The 24,754-nt window shown below is 47.0% G+C and carries 15 protein-coding genes and 1 tRNA gene; 7 read left to right on the top strand and 9 right to left on the bottom strand.

Annotated features, from left to right (window positions below):
• The first annotated feature begins 212 nt into the window (after nucleotides 1-212).
• Together JGK11_RS26975 and JGK11_RS26970 are read left to right on the top strand one after the other, a co-directional pair.
• Complete coding sequence (locus tag JGK11_RS26975; RefSeq protein ID WP_293213590.1) at nucleotides 213-1,283, top strand: glycosyltransferase family 1 protein; 1,071 nt, start codon at nucleotides 213-215, stop codon at nucleotides 1,281-1,283.
• Between the two features lie 206 nt (nucleotides 1,284-1,489).
• Nucleotides 1,490-2,572: a glycosyltransferase family 1 protein gene (locus JGK11_RS26970; protein ID WP_293193274.1), complete on the top strand. Its 1,083-nt coding sequence runs from the start codon at nucleotides 1,490-1,492 to the stop codon at nucleotides 2,570-2,572.
• 304 nt (nucleotides 2,573-2,876) lie between these two features.
• Here the strand turns inward: JGK11_RS26970 and petG are convergent, their stop codons facing one another.
• On the bottom strand, nucleotides 2,877-2,996 hold the full coding sequence (gene petG / locus JGK11_RS26965; protein ID WP_006632329.1) for a cytochrome b6-f complex subunit V: 120 nt from the start codon (nucleotides 2,994-2,996) through the stop codon (nucleotides 2,877-2,879).
• Between the two features lie 182 nt (nucleotides 2,997-3,178).
• On the opposite strand from petG, the gene JGK11_RS26960 reads away from it, so the two are divergent.
• A complete protein-coding gene (locus JGK11_RS26960) occupies nucleotides 3,179-3,559 on the top strand; it encodes a cytochrome c (RefSeq protein ID WP_293213588.1) in 381 nt (126 codons plus the stop codon).
• 291 nt (nucleotides 3,560-3,850) lie between these two features.
• Here the strand turns inward: JGK11_RS26960 and JGK11_RS26955 are convergent, their stop codons facing one another.
• From JGK11_RS26955 to JGK11_RS26935, 5 genes are all read right to left on the bottom strand, one after another.
• On the bottom strand, nucleotides 3,851-8,890 hold the full coding sequence (locus tag JGK11_RS26955; protein WP_293213585.1) for an SdrD B-like domain-containing protein: 5,040 nt from the start codon (nucleotides 8,888-8,890) through the stop codon (nucleotides 3,851-3,853).
• Between the two features lie 683 nt (nucleotides 8,891-9,573).
• Nucleotides 9,574-9,816 carry an NIL domain-containing protein gene (locus JGK11_RS26950; RefSeq protein WP_363319666.1) on the bottom strand — a complete coding sequence of 81 codons (243 nt, stop codon included), beginning with the start codon at nucleotides 9,814-9,816 and terminating at the stop codon, nucleotides 9,574-9,576.
• 241 nt (nucleotides 9,817-10,057) lie between these two features.
• Nucleotides 10,058-10,936 carry a sulfate ABC transporter permease subunit CysW gene (gene cysW, locus JGK11_RS26945; protein ID WP_293213583.1) on the bottom strand — a complete coding sequence of 293 codons (879 nt, stop codon included), beginning with the start codon at nucleotides 10,934-10,936 and terminating at the stop codon, nucleotides 10,058-10,060.
• The gene (cysT, locus tag JGK11_RS26940; RefSeq protein ID WP_293186033.1) at nucleotides 10,926-11,786 is read right to left on the bottom strand and encodes a sulfate ABC transporter permease subunit CysT; all 861 of its coding nucleotides are present in this window, start codon (nucleotides 11,784-11,786) and stop codon (nucleotides 10,926-10,928) included. The genes cysW and cysT overlap by 11 nt, the downstream gene beginning before the upstream one ends.
• Before the next feature lie 138 nt (nucleotides 11,787-11,924).
• Complete coding sequence (locus JGK11_RS26935) at nucleotides 11,925-13,043, bottom strand: sulfate ABC transporter substrate-binding protein (protein ID WP_293193277.1); 1,119 nt, start codon at nucleotides 13,041-13,043, stop codon at nucleotides 11,925-11,927.
• A 533-nt stretch (nucleotides 13,044-13,576) separates the two neighbouring features.
• Here JGK11_RS26935 and JGK11_RS26930 point away from each other — a divergent pair.
• The 4 genes from JGK11_RS26930 to JGK11_RS26915 all read left to right on the top strand — a co-directional run bounded on the left by JGK11_RS26930 (nucleotide 13,577) and on the right by JGK11_RS26915 (nucleotide 18,019).
• A complete protein-coding gene (locus JGK11_RS26930) occupies nucleotides 13,577-15,736 on the top strand; it encodes a serine/threonine protein kinase (protein WP_293186029.1) in 2,160 nt (719 codons plus the stop codon).
• 359 nt (nucleotides 15,737-16,095) lie between these two features.
• Nucleotides 16,096-16,168 (top strand) — tRNA-Thr (locus JGK11_RS26925).
• 273 nt (nucleotides 16,169-16,441) lie between these two features.
• Nucleotides 16,442-16,858 carry a hypothetical protein gene (locus JGK11_RS26920; RefSeq protein WP_293193278.1) on the top strand — a complete coding sequence of 139 codons (417 nt, stop codon included), beginning with the start codon at nucleotides 16,442-16,444 and terminating at the stop codon, nucleotides 16,856-16,858.
• 6 nt (nucleotides 16,859-16,864) lie between these two features.
• On the top strand, nucleotides 16,865-18,019 hold the full coding sequence (locus tag JGK11_RS26915; RefSeq protein WP_293213581.1) for a hypothetical protein: 1,155 nt from the start codon (nucleotides 16,865-16,867) through the stop codon (nucleotides 18,017-18,019).
• Between the two features lie 85 nt (nucleotides 18,020-18,104).
• On the opposite strand, the gene JGK11_RS26910 is transcribed toward JGK11_RS26915, so the two are convergent.
• The 3 genes from JGK11_RS26910 to JGK11_RS26900 form a co-directional block, all read right to left on the bottom strand.
• A complete protein-coding gene (locus JGK11_RS26910) occupies nucleotides 18,105-19,976 on the bottom strand; it encodes an aminopeptidase P family protein (RefSeq protein ID WP_293213578.1) in 1,872 nt (623 codons plus the stop codon).
• A gap of 16 nt (nucleotides 19,977-19,992) precedes the next feature.
• Complete coding sequence (locus JGK11_RS26905) at nucleotides 19,993-21,162, bottom strand: pyridoxal phosphate-dependent aminotransferase (protein ID WP_293213575.1); 1,170 nt, start codon at nucleotides 21,160-21,162, stop codon at nucleotides 19,993-19,995.
• Between the two features lie 192 nt (nucleotides 21,163-21,354).
• The gene (locus JGK11_RS26900; protein ID WP_293213573.1) at nucleotides 21,355-24,396 is read right to left on the bottom strand and encodes an SMC family ATPase; all 3,042 of its coding nucleotides are present in this window, start codon (nucleotides 24,394-24,396) and stop codon (nucleotides 21,355-21,357) included.
• Nucleotides 24,397-24,754: the final 358 nt, after the last annotated feature.

The raw sequence follows: 24,754 nt of genomic DNA, 5'->3' as shown, positions 1-24,754 counted from the left end.
ACAAAAGTATTCTCAAAGTCCCCCTTCTTAAGGGGGATTTAGGGGGATCTGGACTCAGATGCGAACGATAAATACAAAAGTTTTTGATCGTAAGTTGACACCAATGGGCGAAGCGTAGCGGAGGGAGTGCCATTTCCCCACAGATATCGCCGAAAATCGACTTGATTTGATATCAAATATCGACTAATCACAAGTTTATTTTTACTCAAAACGTGTCCAATAAACTGTTAATAAATTTATCCTTTCTAACTCCCGAACCCACGGGAATCGGAACTTATGCAGCTAATCTTTTCCCGCAACTGCAACACCTAGAACCAACATTACTCACTTCCCAGCAAATTGAGAATTATAGTTGCTATCAAATCCCCGATAATATCACACCGGATCGAGGCCCGAAAGGACAAATTAATAGACTACTGTGGACTCAATTTAAATTGCCTAAAATTTACGATAAATTGGATTCAAACCTAATATTTTCGCCAATTCCTGAAGCACCTTTATATTCCAAATGCCGCTACATAGTTACGGTTCACGATTTAATTCCTTTGCGATTCCCCCAAAAGTTATCTCGGCTGACAGCTTATTTCCGCTACTACATACCCCAGGTTTTGCGACAAGCCGAACATATTATTTGCGATTCTCAAGCAACGGCGACAGATGTTGCTAACTTTTACCAGATTTCGCGTCAGAAAATGACCGCAATTCCCCTAGCTTGTGATAATATTAATTTTCGCTGTCTCGACTTGCCAGCAAAAAATTATTTTCTTTATACCGGCAGACACGATAGTTACAAAAACTTAGAAAGATTAATTGCTGCATTTGCAAGTTTAGCCGATCGCACAAATTACGAATTGTGGCTAGCCGGGCCTCCCAACGCCTACACGCCGCAGTCGATCGCACAAGTGGAACAATTGGGCTTACAATCTTTAGTAAAGTTTCTCGGTTACGTTCCCTACTCGCAATTGCCCGTACTGATGAATCAGGCGATCGCCCTGGTGTTTCCCACACTCTGGGAAGGATTCGGCTTGCCGATTTTAGAAGCAATGGCCTGCGGTACACCAGTCATCACTTCCAACCTGTCATCGATGCCAGAAGTAGCCGGAGATGCGGCATTATTAGTCAATCCCTACAGCGTCGGAGAAATAGCCGCAGCCATGCAAACAGTAGCCACAGATTCAAAAGTGCGATCGCACTTAAAAAAATCTAGCTTAGCGCGATCGGCCGAATTTAGCTGGCACAAAACCGGACAAGCAACCGCCAACATCTTACAACAATATCTTTAAATCCTCCTTCTCTTCCTCTCTGCGCCCTCTGCGCCCTCTGCGGTTAATCAAAAAAAATCCCAACCAAAAACCGCAATCCTCATAAATCTTACAACAATATCTCTCAATCCTGCCTCTCTCTATTTTCTCTCTCTGCGCCCTCTGCGCCCTCTGCGGTTAATCAAAAAAAAATCCCAATCAAAAAACCGCAATCCTCATCTGATTATATGCCAAACCCCGAATCCAACCTACTAATTAATCTCTCCTTCCTAATTTCCGAACCAACCGGATTAGCCATCTATGCTAAAAACCTATTTCCCCACCTAAAAACCCTCAATCCAACCTTACTAACAGCCCAAAAATTTCCCAATAATAACTGCTACGAAATCCCAGCGAACCTCACACCAGAACAAGGAAGCAGAGGACACATCAACCGATTGCTGTGGACACAAACCCAAATTCCCAAAATTTACAAACAGCTAAAATCTAACCTGTTATTTTCGCCAATTCCCGAAGCTCCTCTATTTAGCGGTTGTCGGTATATAATTACAGTACATGACCTAATAGCCCTACGATTTCCCCGCCGCTTCGATCCTTTGGCAGTTTATCACCGCTACTACATTCCCCAAGTATTGCGGCAAGCTGAACATATCATCTGCGATTCCGAGTCAACCGCCAATGATATTACTAATTTTTGTAAGATTCCAAGTTCTTTAATTACACGAATCTTTCCCGGCTACGATACCAGTTTTTTTAAGTTTCTAGACTTACCAACTAGCAATTATTTCCTGTATATGGGCCGCCACAATCCCCATAAAAACGTCCAGCGAGTTGTAGCAGCGTTTGCGGCTTTACCTAATAATTCCGAGTACGAATTGTGGATAACGGGATCGGAAGATAAACGCTATACGCCGCTGCTGAAGGCCCAGGTTCAAGAATTGGGATTGTCCGATCGCGTAAAATTCCTAAATTACCTCCCCGCGGCTGATTTGCCGAAAGTCATCAACCGGGCGATCGCCCTTGTATTCCCCAGTCTTTGGGAAGGATTCGGTCTGCCGGTGCTCGAAGCAATGGCCTGTGGCACTCCTGTCATCACTTCTAACCTATCTTCGATGCCCGAAGTCGGGGGGGACGCAGCATCGTTAGTCAATCCGTACAGCGTCGCAGAAATAGCCTCTGCTATGCACGAGCTGGCAATAGATACCAAAGCTCGATCGCACTTGCGGGAACTCGGTTTGGCCCGATCAAAACAGTTTAGCTGGGAAAAGACAGGCGTGGAAACTGCTGCTATTCTCGATCGATACAGTTGACAGTTGACAGTTGACAGTTGACAGTTGACAGTTGGAAGAGGAAAGAGGGAAGAGTTGGGGAGCATCTCAGTTTTGTAAAAAGCATTTTTTTTCTTGTAGTGCGAGCGTCCCGCTCGCGTATTGTAAAATACGCCAGCGGGGATGCTCGCACTGTAAATGCAAAACTGAGATGCTCCCAAGAGTTGACAGTTGACAGAAGCAAGACTGAAGAAGAAAGAAGAAAGATTTTTCCAATCTCCCCCTCTCCCCCTCTCCCCCTCTCCTCCATCTCCTCCCTCCGCTTCACCGAGGGACTTAGGCCCTTTTACTTGTTGATACCCAACTGATCGCCCCGCTTGTATTGCTGGTAAGCAGCAAAAAACAGCCCAGCCAGAGTAACAAAGATTAAACCCAGAACAATACCTGAAAGCAGCGGTTCTACCATGAGAGCTCCTTAACGTTAAGATTTAACAATCTATTTTTAATATTACCAGCACTGAGACAGATGAATTTTCCCATTCTTGGGAGTTCTGGGGGTCTGTGATCTTGATATCCCCGCTGGAAACGATTAAGCTATGTGATGAGAAATAAATTTTCTTGTAGATACTATTTTAAAATTGCACTCCTTTGAATCACCAAATTGCCACGAATGAAATTAAAAACCCGATCGAGCGACTGCTCATATTTGCGATCGCGCTGTTGCTTGCGATCGTGTTGGCGACGATGACAATTCGTCAGTTTCAAGTTGCCGATCCCTACGTCAAAAGCGTGCTGTCCCTTGCTGGCGACCAGTTTCAGGGTTCCGCCATCTTTCAAATGAACTGTGCGGGGTGTCACATATCCGTCGGAGAGACTCAAGTTGGGCCCAACTTGCACCGAGTTTCAGAGCGCAAATCCGAATTCGAGCTGATCCGCCAAGTCACCAGCGGGCGAACCCCACCAATGCCACAGTTTCAGCCGAGCCCGCAAGAAATGGCCGACTTGCTGAAATATCTCCAACAAATTTAAGCAAAAAAGGGGAACGGAATTTCGTTCCCCTCATCCTGATTGTCCGGGTAATAGTAGGGTGCGCGAAGTACGCATCCTACATAGCATTAGTGTCAACTTAACCCCGAAAACCTTTGTATCTCTCGTTTACCCTGAGCGTCGATCCCCCTAAATCCCCCTTAAGAAGGGGGACTTTGAGAAAAATCCTGTCCCCCCCTTAAGAAGGGGGGCTAGGGGGGATCTGGCCCCGATCGCCAGACAGGCACTACGTTTGACGTTAAGTTGAAACCAATGCCTACTAAGGACTACAGATTAAACCACCAGCACGTTAAAACTGCTTGCCGCTAACCGGTTGGGGACAACGCCCGCCAATATAGCCAAAGTCTGGTTGGTGCTGGCGATCGCGATCGCAGTTGAGCCGTTAGTTTCGGTTAACAACAGTTGATTGAAGTCCAAGCCTCCCACCAACTGGATCGAATCAGATTCTGGTCTAAAGTTGATAATCGTGTCAATTCCCTGAATCGCTGCCAATACAAAGTCTTGTCGGTTGCCGTTAGCGATCAGAGTATCATTGCCAATGCCGCCAAACAGCAAGTCATCGCCGGTGCCACCAAAGAGTATATCATCGCCGCTGCCGCCCAGTAAGGTATTGTTACCGTCGCCACCGCAGAGAGTGTCATTACCTTGATCGCCCAATAGCACGTCGTCGCCGGCTTCTCCCAATAGCACGTCGTCGCCTTTGCCGCCGTACAATACGTCATCGCCGTCGTCGCCGCTTACTGAGTCGTTGCCCCGATTGCCGTAAAGAGTATCGTTAGCTCGATCGCCAAAGATCAGGTCAAAGCCTTTACCACCGAAGATAGTATTGCTATCTTTGCCACCATAGATAGTATCGTTGCCGGTATTGCCATTGATGTAATCGCCGCCCTCTTGGCCGAAGATCAAATCAGCGCCGCCTAACCCGAAGATAGAGTCAGCATTGGCACTGCCCACGAGGGTATCGTTGCCGTTAGTGCCGTTGATGACACCGTTGCGCGAAGGACTGGGGGGCAGATTCGGAGGGGTAACCCTGGGGAAAGAATCGGGACAAACCAAATCTGTCACTAAAGGTGTCGGCGTCGGTGTCGGCGTCGGTTCTGGTGTCGGCGTCGGCGTCGGTGTCGGCGTCGGCGTCTCTGGTGTCGGTGGTGTTGGCGGTGTCGGCGGTGTCGGCGTCTCTGGTGTCGGTGGTGTTGGCGTCGGCGCAGGCGTCGGTGTCGGCGATGTCCTGCCAGGTGGTTCTGGCGTCGGTGTCGGCGTTGGTGAAGGTGTCGGTGTTGTTATAACCGAATTCCCGAAGTTGATGCCGCTGACAATAGCGCCCGAAGCCAGCACGATGTCGGCGGGGTTGGGGCTGCTTTGAGTGAAACCAACTGGCGCGATTTCCCGAACGCGGTAGGTTGCCGGCGCTAGGTTCGCGAACAGGTAGTTGCCGCTGTTGTCTGTGGTAGTAGTAACCGGAACAGCAACAGGAGCTCCTGGCGCGGGAGCTACGACTTTGGTTAACTGAATTTGGACATTGGGTAAACCCGGTTCTCCGGCATCCTGAACGCCATTTCTGTTGTTGTCTTGGAACTTCAGACCGCGGATCTGGCCCGGTTGGGGCAGGAAGTTGCCGAAGTTAATGCCGGTGGGTTTTTCTCCGGCCTTAGCTATAACAACGTCGGCGGGGAGCGCAGTTGTCAGCGTCCAGCCGGTTTGCTGGACTTCCCTTACCTGGAAAGTACCTGCGGGTACGTCGTTGATAGTGTAGTTGCCATCCTTATCCGTGATGGTAGTCAATTCGCCCTGTTGGAAGACTCCATCTTTGTTCGTGTCTACGAAGATTTGCCAGTTTTGTAGACCCGGTTCTGTGGCATCCTTAACGCCGTTGTTGTTGAGGTCATTGAATTTTTGACCGCTGATCGTGCTCGCCTCGAAGAAGTTGCCGAAGTTGTTGTTTTGGGAGTCTTGACCGCTGGTGAGAGGGATAGTATACGCACCTGGAAGGGTAGGCGCGGTGGCGCTGGCTGCGGGGGCGATTTGCGTCCAGCCTGGTTCTACTAATTCCCGGACGTTGTAGGTGGCGAATGGCAAGTCGTTGAACTGGTACTTACCGGTGATATCGGTAACAGTAGCGGTTTCGGTTGGCTCTAGCGTGCCGTTGTTGTTGGCATCTAGGTAGATTCTCCAGCCTGCTAGCGCTGGTTCGCCAGCATCTTGGACACCATTTTTGTTGCGATCGTTAAATTTGATCCCGCTGATCTTGCCAACCTGGAAGTTCCCGAAGTTGGTAGGAAGGGTGGTGGTGTTGGCAATGTTAACGCCACTTGCGGTAGTAAGCCTCGTGGCCGCTGGGGGAACAGGGAAAGTTTGCTGCCAACCAGTCTTTTGCTCTTCCCGCAGGAGGAATGTACCAGCGCCAACGTCAGTAAAGGTGTAATTCCCAGAGGCATCAGTGGTAGTCGATCGCGGTACTGCTGTGCCGATAAAGGTCTGTGGTTCTAGTAAGATTTTCCAGCCTTCTAATCCTGGTTCGGCCCCCTCTTTGACCCCATTCCCGTTGAGGTCGTTGAACTTCTGACCTGTGATAGTGATGTTTTTGAAGATGCCAAAGTTCTGCCCGGTGACGGCAAGACCGCTTTGGGTAGTAACCGGAATAGCCGGAATTGCGCCAGCGGGGAAAGAGATGCTGGAGTTGGCTGGGGGAGTGGCTTGTATCAGGTACTTGCCCGGGCCGATGTCCGCGAAGCTGTAATCTCCTGTTGCCGTAGTCGTTTGCGGAGTGCCGACAACTGTATCTGTGGCGGCTTGGAATATGCCGTCGCCGTTGGTGTCTTTGTAGAGATTGACTACGACGCCAGCTAATACGGTGTCGTCGGGAGTGAAACCGTTGCCTGCGAGGTCGCTGAAGGTTTTGCCCGCGATCGTAGTTTTTTGGAAATTACCGAAGTTGGCGCCGGTGACATTCACAATACCTGTAGAGGGCGGAGTCGGGCCGACAGTCTGCACCCAAGCAGTGGGAGGCGTTCCAGCGGGCGGGGCTTCTGTAATCGCAGTATTTGTTTTTACGTCGCGGAGGGTGTAAGAGCCGTCGGCTGCGGTGGTAGCGCTCTTCGTGCCTACAGAAATTACCCAACCTGGGAGACCGGGTTCAGCCGCCTGCCGAACGCCGTCACCGTTAAGGTCGTTGTATTTGACGCCTGTGACGATCGGGCCGTACTCGTAGGCACCGATATCAACAGCAGCGCCGATCGTCCGAGGAAAGCCAGTACCCCGCTCGTCAGTCGCGCCAGCAGCCGCCCCAGCCGCCACATCTCCGCCATCGATCGCCGGATTAATCACTGTCGCAGTGCTATCAGCCAAAGCATAAGTGAAGGGAACGCCTGTAGCCTGGTTCAGTGCTGCGGTAGGTGCGAGTACATTAGCTAGAGGAACAGTCGCCGCCAATTGCTGGGTAGCAGGTAAATTGCTACCAGCAATGTTCCCGATCAAATTCTTGATACTGGTGGCGGCGAAAGAGGTTCCGAACACATCAGGACTCGCGCCACCAGTATTGCCAGCAACAATAGTGTTTCTGACATTCACAGCACCGCCGTTAGTAGCAATACCCCCGCCCACAGCAAGAGCAGGAGCAGTCGCAGCAGCACTGTTAGCAGTAATCGTGTTGTTAGTCAGAGTTGCAGTAGCGCCGCTGTTAACAAAAATCGCGGCCCCTGCGCCCTGGCCGGGTGTAGCGGCAGCACCGCCAGCAGCGCCGCCCGTGGCTGTGTTGCTGAAGAAAGTGCTGTTGTTCAGGGTCAAACTGCCAGCATTCACAAAAATTGCGCCGCCCAAACCAGCACCGCCACCGCCGCCGGCTGCGCTGCCGACACCGCCGGGAGCGAAAGCTCCGACAACAGCGCTGGCTCCACCTACTGTACCGCGTCCGCCGCCGCCACCGAAGCCGCCAGCGCCGCCGTTGCCACCAACACCGCCACCACCGCCACCGCCACCGAAGCCACCAGCACCACCAACACCGCCAGCGCCCGGTAAACCTGCCGCGCCAGTGCCCGCGACGCCACCAGCGCCACCAGCACCGCCAGGGCCACCACCGCCTCCGAGACCACCAGCGCCACCAGTGCCTCCGGTACCACCAACTCCGCCGTTAGTACCAGTGCCACCAGCGCCACCAGCGCCACCAGCGCCTCCGATGCCGCCGTTAAGACCAGTACCTGGTAATCCGCCGCTGCCGGCCCCGCCATTGCCACCCGTACCGCCGGGGCCACCAGGGCCACCAGGGCCGAGGCTTGTCAAACCTGTGAGACCGTTGAGACCTGGGCCACCTGCGGAAACGAAGGGAAACAGAGCTGCAAAATCGGTGTTCCCACCCGCGCCTGCTACTGCTGGAGCAACGGGAGCCGCGCCGCCCGCGCCACCCACAGCACTGTTGCCATTAAAGGTGACGCTGTTAACTGTGACAGCCCCGCTGTTGATAAATAGTGCACCGCCCATGCCGGCTGCACCGCCGCCACCGCCTGTACCGACAGCACCTGCGGATCTGCCGCCCGTAATTGTCAGGTTGGAAAATGTGACTGGGGCTGTGGCGCTGTCGATGAAGAAGCCCCGGTTATTGCCGAGATTTAGGGCGAAACCGCCGCCGGTAAAGGTGATGGGAGTGGAAATTCTCGGCAGAACTTGTCCGGGCGCGAAGGTGATGTTGCCGGTGATGAGAATCGTATCTGGATTCGGCAAAGCGTTAGCCAGAGTGATCGCATCTTGCAGTTCGCTAAATGTAGCGACTAAGACTCCGCTATATGCTTCCCTCGCCTCTTGGGAAAATGCTAAAGGTGTTTCTATTTTCCCCGTAGTTACTTCCAATTCCCAGTCTCCGCCCAAGGCTGCACTGCCAGTCAAGTTATCGGATGCGGCAATATTTGCTCCCGTGAGCTGGCTCAGCCTTTGGACGAAGGCAACACCGGCTTCTGTGGCGGCGACGTTGCAACCGTAAAGCAGAATTTCTGGTTTAGCAGTAGTTGAAGAGTTCGAGTTTGCTTCCGCTGCTGGCAAAGCAAACCATGTTTCTAAATAATTCCGGTAGCTTTCAATATTGCTGAGATTGAGCTCTGTGGTGCCCAGTTGCAGGCTGGCTGCTGCGCCGTGGGACAAAATGTGGACGGCTGCAATGTTTTTCCGTTTTTTAAGTGTTTCGGCGATTTGCTTGATGCCGTCGCGATCGGCCTTGAGAATAATAACTTCTGTATCGGAATTCGCGGTTTTTGTTAAACTTTCGCAATCTTTAACTTGTGAATCCGCAAAAACTATCTGGTGTTTCCGTTCTTTATAGAGTTCCATGATTAAATTCCTCTGGTACACACACACATTAAATTCATAGCACAAACCAAACGCAGCAGCGAGATATCTTAATTTTAGGGTAGATTTTGTCGTTGGCGAAGCTCTCGAAGACGATCGCCCCTAACTTTCACCTACCTGGAAGATTGACAAAACGTTTTTTTTGTGCTCCCTATAGGATATACTGAAGTTAGTTTGATTGTGTAGAAGTTTTCAAGGGGGCTGTTGTTCCGGCTTTTACAAAAATATTTGAGTCAAGCTTGTACTCAGTTTTTAATGTCATTAGACTCGAACGAGTACAACGTATTGTCATAAATGTCAAGCAAAAAATAACTAATGGCGAGCGATCGCCATTAGTTACAATCTGATGTTATTTTTTAGGGTATTGATTCCAAAGTTATTCGTTTTTAGCTTTTGACTAATAACCAACACGGCTGCGCGAGCCTGTACAGCCTGGATCGATCGCCAATTACCAAGTTTCTTCATCGGGATGATTGGAATTGCTCCAGATTTCCACATCTAAATCATTCAGATAAATCAGAGCACTTTCAAGATTTTAGATTTTAGATTTTAGATTTTAGATTTTAGATTAACCCCACGGATAAATTCGGGGGAAGAGAGGATTTTAGATTTTCGATTTGGGATTGATTCAACGGATAAATCACGTGGCGGGTACCATCAAAAAATTATTGGTCATCGGAAGTTTTGCCACCCAACAAAGCTGCATTAAAATTCACCTTTAAACCGTGTTCCGAAATCAGGTTAGAGATAACAGGTTCCTGATGGTATTGTTTGGGAATGCGAATGCGAATGCGGGTTTGAGTTAATCTGCTGTCTCCTGACTCAGTGTGCGGTATGTCTGATTGTTGAGTTTGGTGGAAATTGTCGATCGACTCAAATTCAGGTTCGCTATTGTTCTGGTTTAACATTGTGGCCTCCTAATGTCTGTTTCTTTTCAGGGATAACGTACTACTGCTTGACGATTAGCCCTTCGATCCACCCTAACCCTCCTTAACAAGAGGGGGGCAGGAGTATTCTCAAAGTCTCCCTTAAGAAGCGGGATTTAGGGCGATCGAAACTGCGGTATCAACTGTCAACTGTCAACTGTCAACTGTCAACTGTCAACTGTCAACTGTCAACTGTCAACTGTCAACTGTCAACTGTCAACTGTCAACTGTCAACTTCCTTAATGCTAGTTTTCCGTTCCAAAATCTCCTTAAGCACGAGAGTAACAACAGCTAACAAACCGAGAACTACCGCAGCGGAAAATGCTGCTTGCGTCGCGTACTGCTTGTAAGCATCCTCGACAAATAAAGGCAAAGTTTGGGTTTTTTTAGCAATATTTCCCGATACCACAGAAACAGCTCCAAATTCTCCCATTGCTCTAGCATTTGTCAAAATCACACCGTAAAGCAAGCCCCAGCGAATATTCGGTAGCGTGATATTCCAGAAGATTTGCCAATCATTTGCTCCCAAAGTTTTCGCCGCTTCTTCTTGATCGGTTCCCACTTCTTCCAAAACAGGAATCACTTCGCGGGCAACAAAAGGTAGAGTGACAAAAGCAGTAGCTAGCACCATTCCTGGGAAAGCAAATATAATCTTAATTCCAGCAGTTTCCAGCCACGGGCCGAACCATCCCAGCCGACCGTAAAGCAGTACAATCATTAAACCTGCGACTACGGGAGAGATGGCAAACGGCACGTCTAAAATGGTGATTAATAGGGTGCGTCCGGGAAATTTATTGCGGCCGATTACCCAAGCTGCACACAAACCAAATACTGTGTTTATAGGTACAACTATCAGAGCTATCAGCAGGGTTAGCTGTGCGGCTGAGAGAAAATCTGCCGAGGTTAAGTTGGCGAAAAATGGCTCGACTCCCTTTTTGAATGCTTGGTAAAAAACGTTGAGGGTTGGGATAAATAAGACGAGGCCGAGATAGCCGATCGCAATTCCGATCAAAGTTGGCTTTACCCAGGCTTTTTCTTTGCCCCGCGACGAACCCGCTGGCGGAACTGTGTAATTTTTAGATAAATTGATCTCAGCCGTCATAGCGTCTCCTCCAGGCTTGTAAAATATTAATTGTGAACAGCATTGCTAGGGAAATACCTAACATGACAGTGCCGATTACTGTGGCTCCTGCATAGTCGTACTGTTCCAATCTTTGGAAAATCAAAACAGGTGCAATTAAATCTTTAAACGGTACGTTGGCTGCTACAATTACCGTCGAACCGTACTCGCCAACGGCTCGGGAAAATCCGAGGGCAACTCCGGTTAAAATTGACGGAAAGAGCGGCGGTAAAACTACTCGCCAAAAGGTTTGAAATTGAGAAGCACCCAAGCACCAAGCTGCTTCTTCGATGTCTTTTTCCATTTCGTGTAAAACTGGCTGTACAGTTCGCACGATGAAGGGTAAGGATATAAAGATCATGGCTACGCCTACGCCCAAGCGAGTGAATGATATCTTGATTCCTAATGGTGCAAATAGCGAACCGATCCAGCCGTTATCGCTGTAAACTGTGGCGAGGGTTAAACCTGCAACGGATGTTGGTAGCGCAAAGGGTAAATCGACTGCTGCATCGACAATGCGTTTTAAGGGAAAGTCGTAGCGGACTAATACCCAGGCTATTAATGTGCCGAAGACTCCGTTGATTAGGGCTGCGATTAATGATGTGACGAAGGTGACATCGTAGGCGGAAAGGGCGATCGGGCTTGTGGCAATTTTCCAAAATTCGCCGGGGTTTGCTGTGCTGGCTTTTAGCAGCATGGCTGTGACTGGCAGAAATAGCATTAGGCTGAGGTAGCCGATGGTGATTCCCCAAGGTAGTGTGATTTTGCCGATCGCTCTTTTGATATTGGCGATCGCAGATTGAGGGTTGGTTGCTGGAGATGATACTGCCATTTAGGTTTGAGTATTTCTTCGTTTGTAGTAAGGAATGCAAGTCCTTGAAAAGCTAATATTTTGGGGAGGACTGAAGTCCGAACGATCGAACCGTTTGGAGAGGACTGAAGTCCTCACTACGAGCGGGTAATTCGGGAATTAGCGTTTAATCGATCCTTGGATTTTGTCAAACGCGGCTCCGTCATCAAAGAATTTCTTCTGAATTTCTCCCCAACCTCCCAAATCTTTAGCTGTAAATAGGGTTTTGACGGCGGGATATTTTTGGGCAAATTCTGCTTCTTTGGCGACTGTCTCATCTACTGGGCGAAATCCTGCTTTGGCAAATTCTCGCTGGGCTTCTGGAGTGTACAGATACTTGACAAAGGCTTCGGCGACTTCGCGAGTGCCGTGTTTGTCCACGTTTTTATCGACGATCGCAACGGGATTGTCGATCGACACATTCACATCGGGAATAATATAACTCGGTTTTTCGCCTTTCTCAGCTACTAAAATAACTTCGTTTTCGTAATTTATTAAGGCGTCGCCTTGGCCTTGTTTAAAAAAAGCATCCATAGCTTCGCGGGCATCTTTAGTCAGAATCGGAACATTTTTGTAGACTTTGGTGGTAAACTCTAATGCTTTGGTGTCGTCTCCTCCGGTTTTAATTACCGAACCCCAAAGTGCTAGGAAATTCCAGCGAGCAACGCCTGAGGTTTTGGGATCGGCGGTGATCAATTTAACTCCGTCTTTGCTTAAATCTTCCCAGGTTTTAATGCCTTTGGGATTGCCTTCGCGGGTGACTATTGCTGCTACGGATTTGCTGACGATACCTTCGCTGGGAACTTCTTTTTCCCAGCCTGGTTGGATGAGTCCGGCTTTCTCGATTTTGGCGGTGTCGAGGGCGAGGGCTAGGTGTACGATGTCTGCTTCTAATCCGTCAATTACTGCTCTGGTTTGGGAACCGGAACCGCCGTAACTTTGGCTGAAGGTGACGGTTTGTCCTTTTTCTTTTTGCCACTTTTCTACAAATTTGGGAATTATCGCTTCGTGGGCTGCTTTGGTGACGGCGAAGGAAACGAGGGTTAATTCTACTTTGCCTTTGTTGGCTGCTGGGTTTGTTGGGGTTCCCTGCTGGCAGGATACAATTGCCAAACTTAAAGTTATTCCTACTACAAATAGCGACACAAATCTTTTAAGTGCAGTCAGCGATCGATTTTGGCTAATTGGTAGCTGTTGTGGTCGGTGAAATTGTTGAGTTAGGTGTTGCCACGGGCTCATTATATTTGTTCCTTTACTAAAGTACGGTTATTAGGTCGGGATACCGTAATTATGGTGGTGAAGTACGATTATAGACAAGGGCGAGCGAAATGGCAATAAGCAAAAAAAATTGGTAAAAAAAAAGGTCGATCGGGCGTCTCTTAGCCTAGTTGCCCGGTGCTGTACGCCTGGATTCGCAGTAAAATGTAAAGAATATAAACATTGTTAAGTTAAGCTGCTGCTGAGGCTGTAAACCTGGGCGAGACCTCAAAGGTCAAAGGCTGGAGTTGCGAGTTTCGGAGAAAGGGCGATCGACTCTAGATAGTGTTTTTTAGGGGCTTTCGCGTCGTGGGGGGAATCCGATCGCAGCCTGCCAAGTAAATCTCGTTAGGAAATTGATTCGATTGTCAGACATCTCCAATACATCGAATAACTCCTCTACAATTGACAATCTAAAATCTCATAAGTTATTTAAGAAAGACAATCTAAAATTTAATAGATTATCTAAAATCGGAAATCTCAGACAATCTAAAATCTAAAATCTAAAATCTAAAATGGTATTACCTCGCCCCGTCTCAGATACCCTAATTGAACTGTTGAAACCTGTAGCCTGCGAATTGGGAGAAAGATTGGGAGCAAGCGCTGTCAACGAACGCTATGCAGAAATTGAGCCGTCTGGTTCTTCTGCTTTGAACCAGCAAATCAAAAAAGACCCCCGCTGGACTAAAGCACAAGTGAAGTATTTGCAGCGGCAGCAGGCCCGAGAACAAGAGTTAATTGCGATCGCCAGCATAGAAGAAGAAAAGGTAAAGGAAGAACGCGCCAATCGAATTAGGGCGGAAGAATTGAGAGATCAGCGGACTATTAGTCGGCTTGGCCGCGAGTTAATGCGGGAGATTCAATCAGAAGCAATTCGAGTTAAGCTGAACGAAATTCAAATTATTTGGGACAGGGACAACTGGTTTTCCAATTTGAGCAGGCAGGAAACTGAACAGATTTTGCAGCAGCAGCAGCACCGATTGCTGTTGTTAGTTGCTCCGGCCAAAATTAGCCAAGATTGCCCGGATTCGTTTCGCCACAATCTGAATATCGAGCTGCCGGCTAAGTTGAGAACTTTTTTGAACCAGCACTACCCCCAGCACGGAGAATCCTCTCCAGTTCAGTTTTACGGAGATTATTTCAAAAACCCTATTTCTGATATTGATGTGGAGCGGTTGCAGACTGTTTTGTCTCCCGTGCCAACCGCTATATTGTACAGCGACATCAGCGATTATGAAGTTAATTTTCATGTCGGTTTTTGGGGAATCATCAATCAGAATGTTTCCCTAGTGGCGATGCAGCCTTGGAATTGGGAAGAAGTTTATCACCAGTTGGAAGCCGAGGGGAAAGATGAAAAGGTGAGACTGCGGATTATTCGGCAAATAATTGTGACAATTCATAAGTTGCTGGCGGCTTTTTTAGCGGATTTGTATTATTTAAAAATAGATTTTACTCACGAACCTCAGCTATTTAATTTAGAGGCGGAATTTGCTCAGGAATGGTTTTCTCAAGATTGGGCCCTACCGTATATGGAAACTCTTAAAGAAATTCAGGAGCAGCAGCGAATAACCTATAAGGGAGAGATGCGGCGGTTAGCACTGCGAGAGGCGAAAGCTAGGGCGGAACGCAAGCGTTTGGAGGAGGAGGCACTAAAAAGCAGACAGGAAGCTGAGGCGAAATCAAAGCGGGCGAAGGAGTTCGCTCACAAATTAAAAAATCTGAAATGGCGGTGCGCTTACACGCTGCCGGGACATTCATCGTTTGTGAATTCTCTGGCGATTAGTCCTGATGGCGAAATTCTGGCTAGTGGCAGTTGGGATAAAACTATTAAGATTTGGAATTTAGAAACAAGGGAATTAGTTGGCACTTTGACGGGACATTCCGATCGCGTAAATTCGGTTGCTATTAGCTATGACGGAAAAATGTTGGTCAGCGGCAGTTCGGACGAAACAATTAAGTTTTGGAATTTGTACAATGGCGATCTATTGTGTACTTTTCCAGGACATTCTATGGAGGTGAATTCGGTGGCGATCAATCCGAAGGGGCAGATAATTGCTAGCTGCGGCGGGGCTGATAATACGATTAAGCTGTGGAATTTGCGAACTGGTGAGTTGCTGCGGACTTTGAGGGGTCATTCAGACAATGTGAATGCGGTGGTTTTTAGCCCGGATGGTAAGATATTGGCGAGCGGGAGTTCGGATGCGACGAGCAAGGTTTGGGATGTGGAAAGCGGTAAGTTGCTGCGGACTCTTTCGGGTTTGAATGTTGGGGTGAATTCTGTGGCGATCGCGCCGGACGGTCAAATTCTGGCTAGCGTCAGCAATGATTATACGATTAAGCTGCGGAATTTGCACACGGGCAGTTTGTTGCGGATCTTAAATTCTAATTCTGCGAAGCGAAAGGGTGTAGCGAATTTAGGGATGAATGAGGCTGTGCATATTTTGCGGAATTATGTAAGTCGGGGCGATTCGGTTGCTATCAGTAGGGACGGTTTGACTTTGGCTAGCGGCTGCGATGATAATAAGATTAATATTTGGAGTTTGCAGACGGGGGAGCTGTTGAGCACTCTTGAGGGACATTCGGGTACAGTATACTCGGTGGCGATCGCACCTTCGGGCAATTTGCTAGCCAGCGGCAGCGCGGATGAGACAATTAAGATTTGGTGTTGCGATTAGGCAGTTGGCAGTTGGCAGTTGGCAGTTGGCAGTTGGCTGTTTTCAGATCCTATCCGCTAATTAACCACAATACTTGTACGGGCGGGTTCACCAACAATCTATAATTCCCATTAACAATCTAGATAAACCCGCCCCCACCACGCGACTTACCCACAGGGGCTAGAAACCGGGTTTCTACGAAAAATTTGGGTTGAGTGACGAGAAATATCGGAAGAAACCCGGTTTCTGATCTCGGGGTGCGCCCAGGAGACGATAATTCCGGTTCTGCCCTTACCGGAAGAGGTTTTGGGCGAATTTGCAAAAAAGTTTGCTGAGGGGGTTGCGCTAATGGCGATAAGTTTGCTATATTAATTTTCACTGCTGGTGTAACTCAGTTGGTAGAGTAGCTGATTTGTAATCAGCCTGTCGCAAGTTCGAGTCTTGTCACCAGCTTATTTCATGAAATTAAGGCTAGATATAACTTCTAGCCTTAATTTTTTTTGCCCCGCAAGCGTCTCAAAGTCCTTGTCACCCGCCTCAGCAATTTTGATTGTTAACGTAATCTTTTTTCCAAAAATAGAAATATCTATGGTTATATTGAAGGTTATATTGAATCGGGCGATCGCAAACTTGAGCGTCTGATTATCAAGTTTGATTAAATGTTGGCCACTCAACTTAGCAAGTTATTCTACACTAACTTTGTCAGCAGTTTACCGGAGCAGCGAAATGTCCCCTTGGGTAAAAGATCCACATTCAGGAGGAGTTAAAATCCCACCGGCAGTTCAAGAACGGGTGAAACAGCGTATTCTTAATTATGCTGCTGCTAACTACGCTGGTAAATACACTCGCCTAGGCATCCGTTTTCGCAGTCAATTTTGTTACGTTGATGCCTACACAGAACCTGATGTCCCCTTAGATTTTCCGTTCAAAGAGCTTCGCGTATCTCGTGAAGAATATTTAGAACAAAGACGAAATAACCCCCTTCACCTGTGTCGGCTGCGTTACTTTAGTGATGAAGAAGCTTGGACTCTGGGATTTTACGCCTATAGCAGTGAAAAATACGAGCCTTGTATGTTCCCAAATGGCAGTTTCTACGGTACGCCGGAAGAAGCCTTTGCCATCTCTTCGATGTACTTGGAATAACCCAAAATGAGCGAATATCAATATTACGAGTTTCAAAGCGTCGATCGACGTTTGACTCAATCCGAACAAGAAGCAATCAGCAAACTGTCTAGTCGCGCGCAAATCAGCTCTAGCAGAGCTATCTTTGTCTATAGCTATGGAGACTTACCGGGCAACGAAAAACAATTATTAGTCAAATATTTCGATGCTATGTTTTACATAGCTAATTGGGGATCGCTACAACTAATGTTTCGTTTCCCTAAAGGTTTGATTGATATCGAGATGATGCGGCAATATTGTGTTGAAGACATAGTTGAGGTTTCGGAAATTAATGATTTTGTCATTTTAGAAATTTCTATTAATGAGGAAGAAGGTTTTGATGGGTGGATAGAGGGAGAAGGAAATTTATCCTCTTTGATAGGTTTGCGTCAGGAAATTTTGCAGGGAGATTATCGTTTACTTTATTTAGCTTGGCTGAAAGGGATTACCTATCTTGATGAATTAGACGACGAAGATGAAGATGATGATGAAGAAAATGAAGATGATGAAAATGATGAAGAAGGGCTAGAACCACCTGTTCCTCCTAATTTCGGTAAGTTATCTTCATCGTTACAGGCTTTTATCGATATTTTTGAAGTCGATGAGCATCTACTCAAAGCTGCAATCAGTGCGAGTGTTGCTAAACCTTCAATTCCTGAAAGTAGCATCAAAGAAGCTATCAAAAAACTTGAACGTTCTGAAGTCGATACTTTTTTAATGCGGTTACTCAAAGGAGAATCTAATCTGTCTATTGAATTGAGTAAGAAATTATCAGGAATGATAGAAGTTAGACAAGAGGAAAATCCCGGTAAACGAACAATTCGTCAGCTTTTAGCAAGCGCAGAAAAGGAAGAAAAGAAGGAAGAAGAAAGAAGAGGACAGGAAGCTAAAGCTGCACGAATCAGAGATTTAGAAGCTTTGGCTAAGCGAGAAACGGCTGCTTGGGAAGATATAGACGCTCTTATTCAAAAAGGAACTTCTAGCTCTTACGATGAAGTAGTGCTGTTACTTTTAAAACTCCAAGATTTAGCGGATTATCAAAAACAAACAGTTAAATTTTTCACACGGGTTCAACAACTGCATAATAAATATAGCAGTCGCTCTGGATTGAAAAGACGTTTGCTTAAGGCGAATTTATTATAATCCAAATCAAGGTACGTTGTTGGGCTTTAGCCCTCTTTATTTATATCTTGAAAGAGGGCTAAAGCCCAACAACGTACCTATTTTTTCAATACGCAGTACAGGCTTTTTTCAACCAGGTGATTGTAGCAGTATCGAGTACGGGTGAGAGTTTCTCAACTACTGAAGCGTGATAGTTGTTCAACCATTGTAGTTGAGTTGTTGATAGCCGATCGACATTTATCAATTTTTGCTCAAACGGAATATACGTCAGCGGTTCAAATCCGTACCAAGCCGTACCGTTTTTAGACGGCATTTCCCTGACAACGTAGAGATTTTCAAGGCGAATTCCGCCCCAGCCTGGTTCGTAATATCCCGGTTCGATACTCGTTACCATTCCCGGTTCGAGGGGATATTGGACAAATTTGCTGATACCGTTGGGGCCTTCGTGACCGGCTAAAAATGCGCCGACTCCGTGGCCCGTGCCGTGTCCGTAATCTAGCTGTTGTTGCCATAATACCGCACGGGCGATCGCATCTAACTGCGATCCGGTTGTACCTTTCGGGAATTGCTGCATGGCACAGTTGATGTGTGCTATCAAAACTGTGGTGTAGTGTTCGATTTGCTGCGCTGTCGGTTCCCCGACTATCATGGTTCTGGTGTCGTCGGTTGTTCCCGCTAGATACTGTGCGCCTGAGTCTAGCAGCAGCAATTCTCCGGGTTTTAGCGTGATTTCGGGGCTGGGAGTGCCGTAATGTACGATCGAGCTATTTGCTCCCGCACCTGCGATCGTTCTAAATGTTAAAATGTGAAAATCAGCTTCTTGCTGATAAAAACTTTCGATACTTTCTTTAACATCAAACTCCGTCAATACATTACCATTTTCTAGCTGTTCTGTCAACCACTTTAAAGTTAGAGTTTTAGCTCGACTTGCCTTAAAATTAGCAGATTGCATCTGCTCGATTTCCACAGGATTTTTCCGAGCTTTCATCCCTTCTACGGGATTTGGCTCGAAAACTATTTCTATCTTATTTTCACTAGCTTTTTGCTGGTTTAACAATAACTGGTAAGTGCCTGCTGTACTGTGTTTCGCATCTAACAGCACCCGAACTTGTTTCGGCAAATTCAAACAAAGTTCTAAGGTTGACGGATAGTCGGAGTAGGGAAGCAAAGTTACAGCCGCCGCCAATTCTTGCTCGATTTCCGGTGAAACTCGTTCGAGATTTGTCAACAAAAATGCTGCACCTGCGGTGACAATCGCGTAGGATATGAAAATGGGAATGTGGGGAATATCCGAGCCTCGCAGATTGAACAGCCACGCTATTTGATTGAGGTTGGTAATTGGGAGCAAGTCGATGTTGGCTTTCTGCATCGCTTCCCTGACTCGGACTAATTTTTCGTCGCAGGTTTCTCCGGTCAGGGATGCTGGTAAGCTAAATATAGGAGATTCGTCAATCGCGGGTAAAGTCTCTGCTGTTTGTCGAACCTTGTCTGCTAAATTCTCCGGTATCGGTACGAGTTCAATTCCCACTGTTGCAAATTTTTTCACCCAATTTTGATATTGCTCTGTGGCTACGGTAAACGGATCAAAACCGAATCTAATTTTAGTTAATTTTTGGGCAGATTCAGTCGCCAGTTTTTCTAAAGTTTCAATTAAGCTTAAATTTCCTTCTAAGCCGAGTTTCGATATTTGAATCAATCCGGCATCGACTTGCAACTCTGCTTGTTCGTAATAACGGGAATCCACAAACAACCAAGCCGAATTTTTGCCAACTAACAAATCGCCAGCCGAACCCGTAAAACCGGAAATCCAAGCTCGTCGCTGCTTTGCGGCTGGGACTGATAAATTTAAGTGTTCGTCAACTGCTGGGATGAAATAGCAATCTAAGTCATAGTTTGCCATCAAAGCACGCAAAGTAGCAATTTTTTCAACGGAGGCATTCTCAAGAATGCGTTCAGATTTAAAGTTAGTTGCAACCATTTTTTAATATCCTATGTTACTGGTTTAAAATTGTCTTCAAACCTTTGACAAGCCTGCTAATTCCTGCGGCTGCTGTTGCAATTTCTAGGGCACCGTAAGCAACGCGCAAATAGCAGCCGCTATCCATACCGAAGGTTGTGCCGGGAAGCACTGCTACATGATGTTCGCGAATTAATCGCTCTACTAATTCCATTGTATCGAGTTCGGTGTCAACTTTCAAGAAAAAGTAGAAAGCCCCGGCGGCTGGGGAAATTGTACACAGATTTTGGATGGTATTGAGTTCGTCTAATACGAGTTGGCGCACAAATGCGATCGCCCTTACATAATTATCGCAGTAACCTCTACCAACTTGCAAGGCTCCCAGGGCTGCATACTGGGAAATTACCGGCGGACAAATTAAGATGGTATCTTGAATTTTCCTCACCGAAACCAGCAAATGCTGTGGAATTACCATATACCCGATGCGCCAACTCGCAAAACCGTAGGCTTTGGAAAGGCTAAACAGGGAAATTGTATGTTCGCTGCTGTTGGAAAAACTTGCGGGCGAACAGTGTTTCACGCCGTCATAGGTAAAATATTCGTAGGCTTCATCACTGATGTGATAAATATTGTGTTGGCGGCAAATCTCGTTCACTTCCCGGAGAGATTCGGCAGAATAAACCGCGCCTGTTGGGTTGTTAGGTGAAATGGTGACAATTGCTCGCGTTTTTTCGGTGATTGCTTTTTTAATCGCAACAATATTGAGTTGATAGTTGGCGTCAGTTTCTACTATCACGGGACGGCAATTTGCCATGACAGCAGCCATTTCGTGGTTGAAATAATAAGGTGATTGAATGATAACTTCGTCTCCCGCCGAGGTGATGGCGAGAATGGCATTGGTAAATCCCATATTGCTGCCGGCGGTAACGACTATGCAGTTTTGGGTGTTAATTTCTATGCCGTTATCTGTTTTGAGTTTGGCCGCGATGGCATCTTGTAATTCTGGGATTCCTTCGACTGCTTTGTATTTATGATTGTCGGGATTTGCGAAGAAGTCGGGGATTTTTTCAAATGATTCTTGGGGCGGATTGTAGTAAACTATGCCTTGTCCTAAGGATATCGTTCCCGGATTTTGCCGGATTAGTTCGCCTACTACTGGGATGATTGGCGATTGTACTGATTGCATTCGAGTTGGGTAATTTTTCATTTAATTTAAGTCTGTTTTTAGGATTAATTTTGTTTGTATACGGCGGTTGAAACCGCGTCTACACAAGGGAAGTCCGCCTCCGCGGACTGAAGAAAACAACTGAAGAAAAAAAACATAATTTTAACGGGCAAATCTTCAACCCGCGGAGGCGGGTTTTGCTTGTGTAGACGCGGTTTCCAACCGCCCGGTCTTTTAAACTCTTTCTATTTCTATTCTAGAACCTTGGGGCGACTTAAATACTTTAACTTGTGCGGGCAATCTTTCACCCAATCCTCTAACGTGAGTAATCACTCCAATTAGCCTTTCTCGCTGCCGCAACGATTCTAAAATTTGAGTGACGCTTTCGAGGGTTTCTGCATCTAAAGTGCCGAATCCTTCATCCAGAAATAAGCTGCCCAGTTGAGCTCCTTGAGATAGTTTTTCTGATAAAGCTAAAGCCATTGATAGGGAAGTGGCAAATGTTTCGCCACCGGAAAGGGTTCGCACTCGTCTAGCTTCGCCGCCATTCCAATTATCTGTTACCCAGTATTCGCCGTCTTGGTTTTTTAACTTGTACCGATTTTCGGTTAATTCTTGCAAAATCAAGGTGGCGCTGCCGACTAATTCTGCTTCTAAATGTTCTAAGATGTAGGATTGAAATTCGTTGGATTTCAGATTCTGCGCTAAGGTGTGATAGGTTTGCTCTTGTTCTGTGAAATTTGTAATTTGCTGGGACAGTCTTTCGGCTTGTTCGAGGGTTTGGGCTGCTACTTGAATCCACGCTAAAAGTTCGGCGCGGTTGTTGTTGGCTTGTTTGAATTTTTCTTGGGCGGCGTGTTTTGCCGATCGCACTTGTGCTAATATATCTTCATCGGTAGTCCTGCCTGCGATCGCCTCGCTTAAATCCTTCGCCCGCGTCTCCAACTGAATTTTTGACTCGCGTACACACCGAATCGCATTTTCCCACTGCGATTGTTCGCTAACGGGCGCCACCGCTGCTAGAAACGTCTCTTCTGTGAAATCAGCCGCTGTTAATTTTGCTAACCAATCCTGGTTTAACTGCTGTTTGCTAGCTTGGGCTTGTGCGAAAACCTCCCCCGCTTGTTGCTCTCTCTCGGCTGCTTGAATAGCAGTATTTTGAGCGGTTTGATACGATTTTTCGGCAGTTGTCAGCAGATTTGCCAACTCTTGCTTGTCTTCTGCTAAAGCTTTTGCTAAATTAGCATAGGGTTGATATTCCGTAATTTGATAAAGCGCATTCACACAACTTTGCAACTGCTGCTTCCGACGGTCTGATTCGGCGATCGCATCTTGATATTCTTGCTGTTTAGCTGCTTGAGTCGTCGCTGCAAAATTAAATCTTTGTTCGTAATTATTATATTCAAAGGATGCGAGTTGGAATTGCTGCTCGGTTTCGCGGTATTGGCGATCGCTATCTGCAAGTATAACCAACTCCTGCTGCAACTGCAAGACTTCCCACTGCGGATTTTCCAGAACTTGAGTGATTTGCTGCTGCAACTGAGCAACTCTCTTCTCTGTCAATTCCAATGCTAGAGCAATTTCTGACTGTTTTTGCTCGCAGGCAAAAACTGCGCTTTTCCCCTCAGCCACCGCCATTTGAGCAATTTGCAAAACCTGATTTGCAGCCGCCACTTTCCGGCGCAAACCAGCAACATCGACAATCTTAGAAATCGGCAAAGCAGGGAGCAAATCGCTCTCAGGATGCACCCCCCCGCACACCGGGCAAGTATCGCCAGCATTCAGCGACATCCTGACAGCAGCAACACTCTCTAAACGCGCCGCTTCCGCATTAGCAGTTTCCACCGCTTCTAACTCGGCACTGCACTCTTTTAGCCTGATTTCTGCTGCTGCTAAATTAGTCGCAACCTGCACGTAATTCTGTTCGGCGCTGGCTTTTTCGGCGACAGATTTATTCAACTGTTCGCGCTGAGTTTTTACCTGTTTGGCAATTAGTTGAAGTTCCATCAATAAAGGTGCAACTTCCTGCAATTTTTCAAAACGCTTTCCTCCGGGCGAATACTTTTCGAGCATTGCCGCTACTTGAGTAACCCGAAAACCAGCCGCCTGAATTTTAGTATTAGCAGCTTGCAGTTCTTTATCTGCTACTTGAAGAAACCGCAGTTTTTCCTGTTGATTTTTATGGGCGAGGGCAACTTCTTTGTCTAATTGAGTGCGCTGTTCTTCATATACTTTTGCAGCAGCCAGAGCATCTTCGCGAGCCTTAATTTGTGGTGCTAATACCTCAGATTTGGCTTTGGCTGCTTCAAATTGCTGCTGCTCTGTTGCTAGCTCCGAGCGAGCTTTAGTTAACCGCTCCCGCGCTGATAAAGCAGCACTTTCGGCAGTTTCATACTGACTGCGAGCCGATCGCAATAAAGCCCAATCTCCCTGTAAATGGTTCGCAGCTTGCGCTCTTTCTAAACGCTGTGCTAAAATTGTAATCTCGGCGGAACTAGCATTTAATTGCGCTAATTCTTGTTGCAACTCTTGCCAGCGAGTGATTTGGGAAAATAGCTGTTCTTCTTCATCCACAGCCTTCTGAGCTTCCATAACAGCGCGCTCGAACTGAGGTAATTGCTGCTCTAAAATCCAAAGTTGCGATCGTTTTAGCTCCACCTCATTCGCCGCCGGAGCGCTCAACTCAGCCAACTGTCTTTCCACCATTTCCCGTTCTTGTTTCAGCAACTTTGCGAGGTCGTTTGCTTCCTTCCGCATCTGCTCAAAAATCTCAAATCCCGCTAGCTGCCGCAAAATTTCCCGGCGTTTAGAAGTATCTCCTTTAATAAACTCATCAAACTTGCCTTGAGGCAGAATAATGGCTCTTGTAAAAGTATCAAAATCCATCCCCAAAATCTGTTCAATCGTATTTTGAACAGCAACAATACTCGTCCCCAAAGTTTCCCAATTGCCATCTTGCCAACATTCCAAAATCACCTTATTCTCGGGAGATTTCGGACGAAAACGCCACCTCCGCGTCACCCGATACTGTGCCAAACCCACAGCAAAACGCAACTGCACCTTTAAATTTTCGCTTCCTTGACTTACCAAATCAGCTACTTGTTTGCCACTGCGATTTGTCGTACCAAAAAGCGCGTAAGTCATGGCATCTAGCAGTGAAGATTTGCCCGCACCAGTAGCACCAGTAATTGCAAACAAATCGAGTTGAGAAAAATCTAAGCGCTGTTCCCGGCGGAAGCTGGTAAATCCTTCGAGCAAAAGTTCTAGTGGACGCATACTGATTTTAGATTTGAGATTTTGGATTTTAGATTTCGGGATTTTGATGAATATGTCATTGCGATGAACGTTAGCGGATCTGAAGGAAAGCAATCGCAAGATTTGGCAATAACAGCGACAGGCTACCTAGCTTCGGACGCAGTATATATCCTAGTATCGACTCAAGCAAAAAGCCTTGATAAAGCGCACTTCTAGTTTAGTCTCGATCCCCCTAAATCCCCCTTAAAAAGGGGGACTTTGAGAACACTCTTTTCCCCCCTTCTTAGGGACTTCCAAAAAATAAATCGTCCCGGACTGAATGAACTAAACTGAAGCCATGTTGAAACTTACAGACTCACTCAAAGTGTTATTTAAAGAG

It is taken from the genome of Microcoleus sp. PH2017_34_RAT_O_A (genome assembly GCF_020737885.1).
GTDB lineage: Bacteria > Cyanobacteriota > Cyanobacteriia > Cyanobacteriales > Microcoleaceae > Microcoleus.
The sequence above is the reverse complement of the archived record's forward strand: the minus strand, read 5'-3'. Positions and strand labels throughout refer to the sequence as shown.